Genomic DNA, 6519 nt, shown 5'->3' on the forward strand with positions numbered 1-6519 from the left:
TTCATGTACACCAAGTTCGTTATCGTCACCGACGACGACATCAACGCGCGGGACTGGAACGACGTGATCTGGGCCATTACCACGCGCATGGACCCCAAGCGCGACACGGTGATGATCGAAAATACGCCGATCGATTACCTTGACTTCGCCTCGCCGGTTTCCGGCCTGGGTTCGAAGATGGGGCTTGATGCCACGCATAAATGGCCGGGCGAAACCACACGGGAGTGGGGCCGGGTAATCGTCAAGGATGATGCCGTGACCCAGCGGATCGATGCCATCTGGAATCAGTTAGGAATAGATTGATGCGTGTAACCTTGCAGCCCTCCGGAGCAGTGCTTGAGATTCTGCCCGGCGAGCGGATTCTCGATGGCGCACGCCGCCTGGGCTATGAATGCCCGCAAAGCTGTCGTAACGGTAATTGCCATGTATGTGCTGCGCTGTTGGTGGAGGGTCGCGTCGAGCAGACCGGCCATGTGCGTGATCATGGCGAGTTCTACACTTGCATAGCAGAGCCGCTGGAAGACTGCATTGTGCTGTGGGATGGCGTGCTCGCGCTGGGAGAGTTGCCTGTGCGCAGTCTGTCGTGTCAGGTCACCAGTTGCACCGAAGTCGGCGGTGATACCTGGCGGGTGCGACTGCGGGCGCCGGCTGGCAAGCCGCCGCGTTATCACGCCGGCCAGTACCTGATGATCCATCGGGACAGTGGCGATAAGTCGTCCTTTTCCCTGGCATCGGCACCTTCTGGCGGGCGTGACCTGGAAATCCATGTGCTGGCGCGCGAACCCAGTGCGCAAAATTTGATCAATCAACTGCTGCGCGATTCCATGGTGCGGATCGACATGCCATTTGGCGATGCGCATTTGGCCGAGTTGCCGGACGGTCCGTTGGTGTTGATCGCAGCGGGTACCGGCATGGGTCAGGTCCATGGCCTGATCGAGCATTGCCGCGCCGAAGGCTTCAAGTACCCGGTTCATTTGTATTGGGGCGTGCGTCGTCCAGAAGACTTCTATGAAGTCGAGCATTGGGACGAGTGGTTGAAACTGCCCAATCTGTTCCTGCATAAAGTCGTCAGTGATCAGTGCGGCTGGCAAGGGCGTTGCGGCATGTTGCATGAAGCGGTATGCGAAGACTTTCCCGATCTCAAGGCACTGCATGTTTACGCCAGCGGCTCGCCGGCGATGGTCTACGGCACGCTGGATGCGCTGGTCGAAGCGGGGATGGACGCGCACCAGATGCGCGCCGACGTGTTCGCGTACGCTCCCCGATCTTGAGCCAATCCCTGTAGGAGCTGCCGAAGGCTGCGATCTTTTGATTTTCAAATGCAAGATCAAAAGATCGCAGCCTGCGGCAGCTCCTACAGGTTTATAACGCTCTATATAGCCGATCGGTATTTATAAAATTATATAAATACCGGTAGGTTATATCTTGTTCAAGTAATTAGTTAAGAGTTGCCCCAAGGCAATTAAATTACTTGAAAACATGTGCCTTACTGTTAAAGCGGTGCGTTCTATTTAGTAACTGTCTACTCGCGGGGAGCTGAACGCTATTCGCCATGAGCGCCATAGAATCTTCGTTTTTGAATCTGGCTTACCCTCCGCAGCTCGATCTGGGGCCGCAGCTCACGCACGAACAATTACTCGGCTCGATGCAGTCGACCATGGCACGCCACAAGGGTGGGCCGGTCTGGCTGTTCGCCTATGGGTCGCTGATCTGGCGTCCCGAGTGTACGGCGGTTGAACGGGTACGCGGGCGCGTGCATGGCTACCATCGCGGTTTGTATCTTTGGTCCCATGAGCATCGCGGCACTCCGGAAATGCCAGGACTGGTGTTTGGCCTGGATCGCGGCGGCTCATGCAGTGGCTTCGCCTACCGCTTGCCAGAAGAACAACTGGATGCTTCGCTGTACGCACTGTGGAAAAGGGAAATGCCTTTTCCGTCCTATCGCCCGCACTGGCTCAACTGCCGTCTTGAAGACGGCAATCTGGTTCAGGCATTGGGGTTTGTTCTGGAGCGGCACTTGCCCAGCTATGCCGGCAACTTGCCGGATCACGTGTTGAGCCACGTGTTTGAAAACGCCTGCGGGCGTTACGGCACCACTCGCGATTATGTCGAGCAGACCGCCCACGCCCTGCGTAGCCACGCCATGCCAGACCGAAATCTGGAGGCGCGACTCAAGCGTTGTAATTCAAAGGCTGATCAAGCGAGTACCTGACTACGATCTGCTTGGCACTGAATTCTTATTCATGGCTGGCGTCGTAGCTTTCTGAGTAGTCGTTCTTATACTTTTGAGGGATCGTTCGAATCTTGAGATCGACTATCCCGATGATGCCAATCCGTGTAGGAATTTTTACACAACGCCCCCGTACAACGCCTGACCCCTTCCGGAGTAAGGCGAGTCTTTGGGAAATGTCCTGCGCAATTACCAGAAGTCATGATCTTCAACCCCAAGCCATCGATCTTTAACCTTTTGTGCTGTTGCCAAGTCTGGCAGTTGACGTGCGAAGGGAGTGGTTATGCGGTGGTTGGTATGTGGGGTTTTGCTGATTTTGTTTTCCATCGAAAGTGGCGCGGTGGATCAGTTTTTGATACCGGAACACAACCCCAAGCCTATTTATCCACCCGCGCTGCAGCGGGCCGGAATCATCGGTGATGTCCGTGTCAGCCTTACGGCGCATTTCGATGGTTCGGTCAGTAACGTGAAGATTTTACAAAGTGATCATCCTGATTTGGCGGAGGCGACCACAGCTGCGATCGCGCAATGGCGCTTCAAACCATGGACGATCGAGGGGGGCAAGCCGGCGGAGCAGGAAGTGATTGCGCCGATGATGTTCAGATACGACTCCAGTCCGCCGCTGCACCTGAATCAATGGATCAATAAATTGAAGTGCCGTGAGTTCAATCAGGCCATCGTGAATACAGCGGACCATGACTGGATTGATTTGCCGGCCTTCCACTACACCCGGGCTTATCTGACGAATTCGTTTTCCGTGAAAACATTATCCAATGAGCGACGGCTCGCATTGATTGCGAAGATGAACAAGCAGGTGCCGATCATCGCCAGGCAATGCCTGAATAACCCGGTTTCCAGGTTTGCGAGATTTCTGCCGGAAGATATTCGCAAGTTGCTTTAGCTTTCATCGGGTCTGGACATCGCTTCCCGAAGTCCAGACCTCTTGATGGATTCAGCGAACCTGCACCACCACCTTCCCTACCGCCTTGCGCTGGCCAAGATCATTAATGGCTTGAGCGGCATTGCCCAGCGGATACACCTGCGACACCAGCGGCTTCAACTTGCCTTCGCTGAACCAGCCAAAGAGTTGTTGGAAATTCGCCGCGTTGTCCTGAGGTTGGCGTTGGGCAAAGGAGCCCCAAAACACGCCGATCACGGCAGCGCCCTTGAGCAGGGCGAGGTTGACCGGCAGCTCGGGGATGCGCCCGCTGGCAAAGCCGACCACCAGCAGGCGGCCGTTCCAGGCGATGGAGCGAATGGCCTGGTCGAACAGGTCGCCGCCCACCGGATCGTAAATCACGTCGGCGCCCTGGCCGTCGGTCAGGCGTTTGATTTCGTCCTTGAGGCTGGTCTCGCTGTAGTTGATCAGCTCATCGGCACCCGCGGCCTTGGCCACGGCGAGTTTTTCTGCGCTGCTGGCGGCGGCGATTACTCGGGCGCCCATGGCTTTGCCAATCTCCACCGCCGCCAGGCCGACGCCACCCGAGGCGCCGAGCACCAATAGCGTTTCACCGGGTTGCAGGTTGCCGCGCTGCTTGAGGGCGTGCATCGAGGTGCCGTAAGTCATGCTGAAGGCTGCCGCGGTGTTGAAGTCCATGGATGGCGGAATTGGCAGTACGTTGTAGCCCGGCACCGCAACCTGCTCGGCAAAGCTGCCCCAGCCGGTCAGGGCCATGACCCGGTCGCCGACTTTCAAGTGGCTGACCTTTTCACCCACTTCGCTGACCACGCCGGCCGCTTCGCCACCTGGGGAAAACGGGAAGGGCGGTTTGAACTGGTATTTGCCCTCGATGATCAGCGTGTCGGGGAAGTTCACCCCGGCGGCGTGCACGTCCAGCAGGATTTCGTTCTTCTTCGCGACAGGGCTGGCGACGTCTTCCAGCACCAGCGATTCGGCAGGGCCGAAGGCTTTGCACAGCACGGCTTTCATCAGGGCTATTCCTTTTGGAGTGATGGCCGATAAGTGTAGGTGTGTGAGTCGACGGGTCAACGAGCATGCCCGACCCTGATAGCCAGCCATAAGCTTGTGCTTGAACGGCGGGTCGTTATGCTAGGCCGCAAACCGGATGAGGATCGAATTGTGAAAGCGTGGATCATGTTGATGCTGGCCCTGTCCCTGCCTGTGGCAGCGGTGGCCGAAGAAGCTAAAGAAGGCGCAGCGCCGAAGGTCAATTACATCACCCTGAGCCCGCCATTCGTGGGTAACTACGGACTGGATGGCACGCCAAAACTCAAGGTTTATAAGGCCGACGTGGCGTTGCGGGTGACGGGTGACGAAGCCACCAAGGCGGTCAAGGCCAATGAACCCCTGATCCGTAATCAGTTGGTGGCACTGTTTGCCCAGCAGTCGACCGAGACGATGAACAACGTCGAGGCCAAGGAGAAGCTGCGTCAGGAAGCGTTGAAGCAAACCCAGCAGATCATGAATGATGAAACCGGTAAGCCGGTGGTTGAGGATCTGTTGTTCAACAACCTGATCATTCAGTAAGAGTTCGGTTGTCCGGGCGGGCCTCATCGCGAGCAGGCTCGCTCCCACACTGGATCTGCATTCACTGAAAATTCCCTGTGGGAGCGAGCCTGCTCGCGATTGCATTTTGATTCACGCCGCAAATCTTACGGTTTGAGCGCAATCACCGCCGCCCATTGCTCTGCCGTCACCGGCATCACCGACAACCGCGAGCCCTTCTGCACCAGCGGCATTTCCGCCAGCGCCGTCTGTTGCTTCAGATAGTCCAGCTTCAATACCCTGGAAAACGTTTCGACATGGGCGACATCGATCGCGCTCCAGGCATTTTTCTCGGCGCTTGCCTTCGGGTCGAAGTAATGGCTTTCAGGGCTCAGCGCCGTCGGGTCCGGATAGGCGGCTTCGATGATCTTGCCGATTCCGGCAATCCCTGGCTCCGGGCAACTGGAGTGATAGAAGAAAAACTCGTCGCCCACTGCCATGGCCCGTAGGAAGTTACGTGCCTGATAGTTGCGAACCCCGTCCCAGCGCGCTTTGCCGAGCTTTTCCAGGCCTTTGATCGAGAGCTCATCGGGCTCGGATTTCATCAGCCAATAGGCCATGGTTTGGCTCCTTGCGAGGTGTGTGGAGAGGTCGTCCGGCAATTTTATGACAAACCGACAGTCGGTTGACGCCAGCATTTGCGTGCCGGTTCACGTTGACGCAAAATGCCGGCCTTTCAAGCTTGACGCTGCTGCACGGCCTACAAACGGAAACCGCTGCTGTCATCGTGTTGATGTGCCTTTGGGGGGCAATCGATGAAACGCAAACCGGATTTACTATGGGTTTTGGTTATTTTGTTTGGCCTTGGCGTCGTAACCACCGGCTATGCCCAAAGCCTGTGGGCGAACAAGACTGATGTGCCGGTTGAAGTCTCGCCGTTGCAGCAACAGTCGACCGCTTTCAAACGCTGATATCGTCCTTTCGACGCCGCTGATGGGTAGTGGCGTCTAGCCTGCGAAGTACCAGGCCTTGTCCGTAACCGTTCCTTGCAACGGCACATCCCAGCTCGCTTGAGCCAGTCGCTCCACCTTCTGACATTCATGGGCCAGCCCCAATAGCGTCGGTTTGCGCCAGTCATTTCGGCGCGCCAGATACGCCAGGCTGCGATCATAGAAACCGCCGCCCATGCCCAGGCGCCCGCCGACATCGTCAAAACCCACCAATGGCAGCAGCACCAGATCCAGCGCCCAGACTTTGCGTTGCCGGGCGAGGTTGTGTCGGGGTTCGAGAATACGGAAACGGTTGGGCTTGAGTTTTTCACCGGGACGGATGCGTTGAAACACCATTTTGGTCCGCGGCCAGGCGCTGAGCACCGGCAGATACGTGGCTTTACCCCGACGCTGGGCGGCGCGCAGCAACAAGCGCGGGTCGATTTCACCGTCAGTAGGTAGGTAGAGGGAAATGTGTCGGGCGCGGCGGAACAGCGGTTGCTGGGCCAATTGCTTGTACAGCCCGCGAGCAGCCTGGCGTTGCTGACTGGCTGTCAGCGCACGGCGGGCCTTGCGCAGCATGCGTCGAAGTTGCGGGCGGGGAAGCAGCGCAGGTTCGGTCATGGGTCCGGGCTTTTGCAGTGTGGATACACAAAGCGTACCCGTAAAAAAGCCGATGCCGGTAATTAAACCGGCATCGGACTGGAATCAGGCTCCCCGAATGTGCCGCTGTCGACTTAGCCCTTGAACCCGAAAGTTCAAGGTGGAAGATGCAGTAGGCTTTAAGGCTTTCCGTCTAGCGGACATGCACACCAGCCCAACGTGCAACCTCCAGGGTATAGCAAATCGGCTCA

General features: G+C 57.2%; 8 protein-coding genes, 1 other RNA gene and 1 pseudogene. 6 read left to right on the plus strand and 4 right to left on the minus strand.

The window, feature by feature from the left end; genetic code table 11:
- From ACRESJ_RS27375 to ACRESJ_RS27390, 4 genes and pseudogenes are all read left to right on the plus strand, one after another.
- Positions 1-303 (plus strand): annotated as a pseudogene (locus ACRESJ_RS27375) (3-octaprenyl-4-hydroxybenzoate decarboxylase); the annotation flags it as partial.
- Positions 303-1271 carry a CDP-6-deoxy-delta-3,4-glucoseen reductase gene (locus ACRESJ_RS27380; RefSeq protein WP_431760652.1) on the plus strand — a complete coding sequence of 323 codons (969 nt, stop codon included), beginning with the start codon at positions 303-305 and terminating at the stop codon, positions 1269-1271. The pseudogene ACRESJ_RS27375 and the gene ACRESJ_RS27380, both read left to right, overlap by 1 nt.
- A gap of 281 nt (positions 1272-1552) precedes the next feature.
- Positions 1553-2212, plus strand: coding sequence for a gamma-glutamylcyclotransferase (locus ACRESJ_RS27385; protein WP_431760653.1), 660 nt, complete (start codon positions 1553-1555; stop codon positions 2210-2212).
- A gap of 301 nt (positions 2213-2513) precedes the next feature.
- A complete protein-coding gene (locus ACRESJ_RS27390; protein ID WP_431760654.1) occupies positions 2514-3131 on the plus strand; it encodes an energy transducer TonB in 618 nt (205 codons plus the stop codon).
- Between the two features lie 51 nt (positions 3132-3182).
- On the opposite strand, the gene ACRESJ_RS27395 is transcribed toward ACRESJ_RS27390, so the two are convergent.
- Positions 3183-4160 (minus strand): NADPH:quinone oxidoreductase family protein, encoded by a 978-nt coding sequence (locus ACRESJ_RS27395; protein ID WP_431760655.1) that lies wholly within the window; start codon positions 4158-4160, stop codon positions 3183-3185.
- Positions 4161-4310: 150 nt separating this feature from the next.
- Between ACRESJ_RS27395 and ACRESJ_RS27400 the strand changes: the two genes are divergently transcribed.
- Positions 4311-4718 carry a flagellar basal body-associated protein FliL gene (locus ACRESJ_RS27400; protein ID WP_431760656.1) on the plus strand — a complete coding sequence of 136 codons (408 nt, stop codon included), beginning with the start codon at positions 4311-4313 and terminating at the stop codon, positions 4716-4718.
- 125 nt (positions 4719-4843) lie between these two features.
- Here ACRESJ_RS27400 and ACRESJ_RS27405 read toward each other — a convergent pair whose 3' ends face one another.
- Positions 4844-5296, minus strand: a complete 453-nt coding sequence (locus ACRESJ_RS27405; RefSeq protein WP_431760657.1) for an EVE domain-containing protein — start codon at positions 5294-5296, stop codon at positions 4844-4846.
- A 195-nt stretch (positions 5297-5491) separates the two neighbouring features.
- Here ACRESJ_RS27405 and ACRESJ_RS27410 point away from each other — a divergent pair, with 195 nt between their 5' ends.
- Positions 5492-5647 (plus strand): hypothetical protein, encoded by a 156-nt coding sequence (locus tag ACRESJ_RS27410; protein WP_431760658.1) that lies wholly within the window; start codon positions 5492-5494, stop codon positions 5645-5647.
- A gap of 36 nt (positions 5648-5683) precedes the next feature.
- On the opposite strand, the gene ACRESJ_RS27415 is transcribed toward ACRESJ_RS27410, so the two are convergent.
- Positions 5684-6289 (minus strand): 5-formyltetrahydrofolate cyclo-ligase, encoded by a 606-nt coding sequence (locus ACRESJ_RS27415; RefSeq protein ID WP_431760659.1) that lies wholly within the window; start codon positions 6287-6289, stop codon positions 5684-5686.
- An 86-nt stretch (positions 6290-6375) separates the two neighbouring features.
- Positions 6376-6519, minus strand: a non-coding RNA gene (gene ssrS, locus ACRESJ_RS27420) — 6S RNA; the annotation flags it as partial.

Origin of the sequence: Pseudomonas sp., from assembly GCF_050739655.1 — a bacterium.
In the GTDB taxonomy this organism is placed as follows: domain Bacteria; phylum Pseudomonadota; class Gammaproteobacteria; order Pseudomonadales; family Pseudomonadaceae; genus Aquipseudomonas.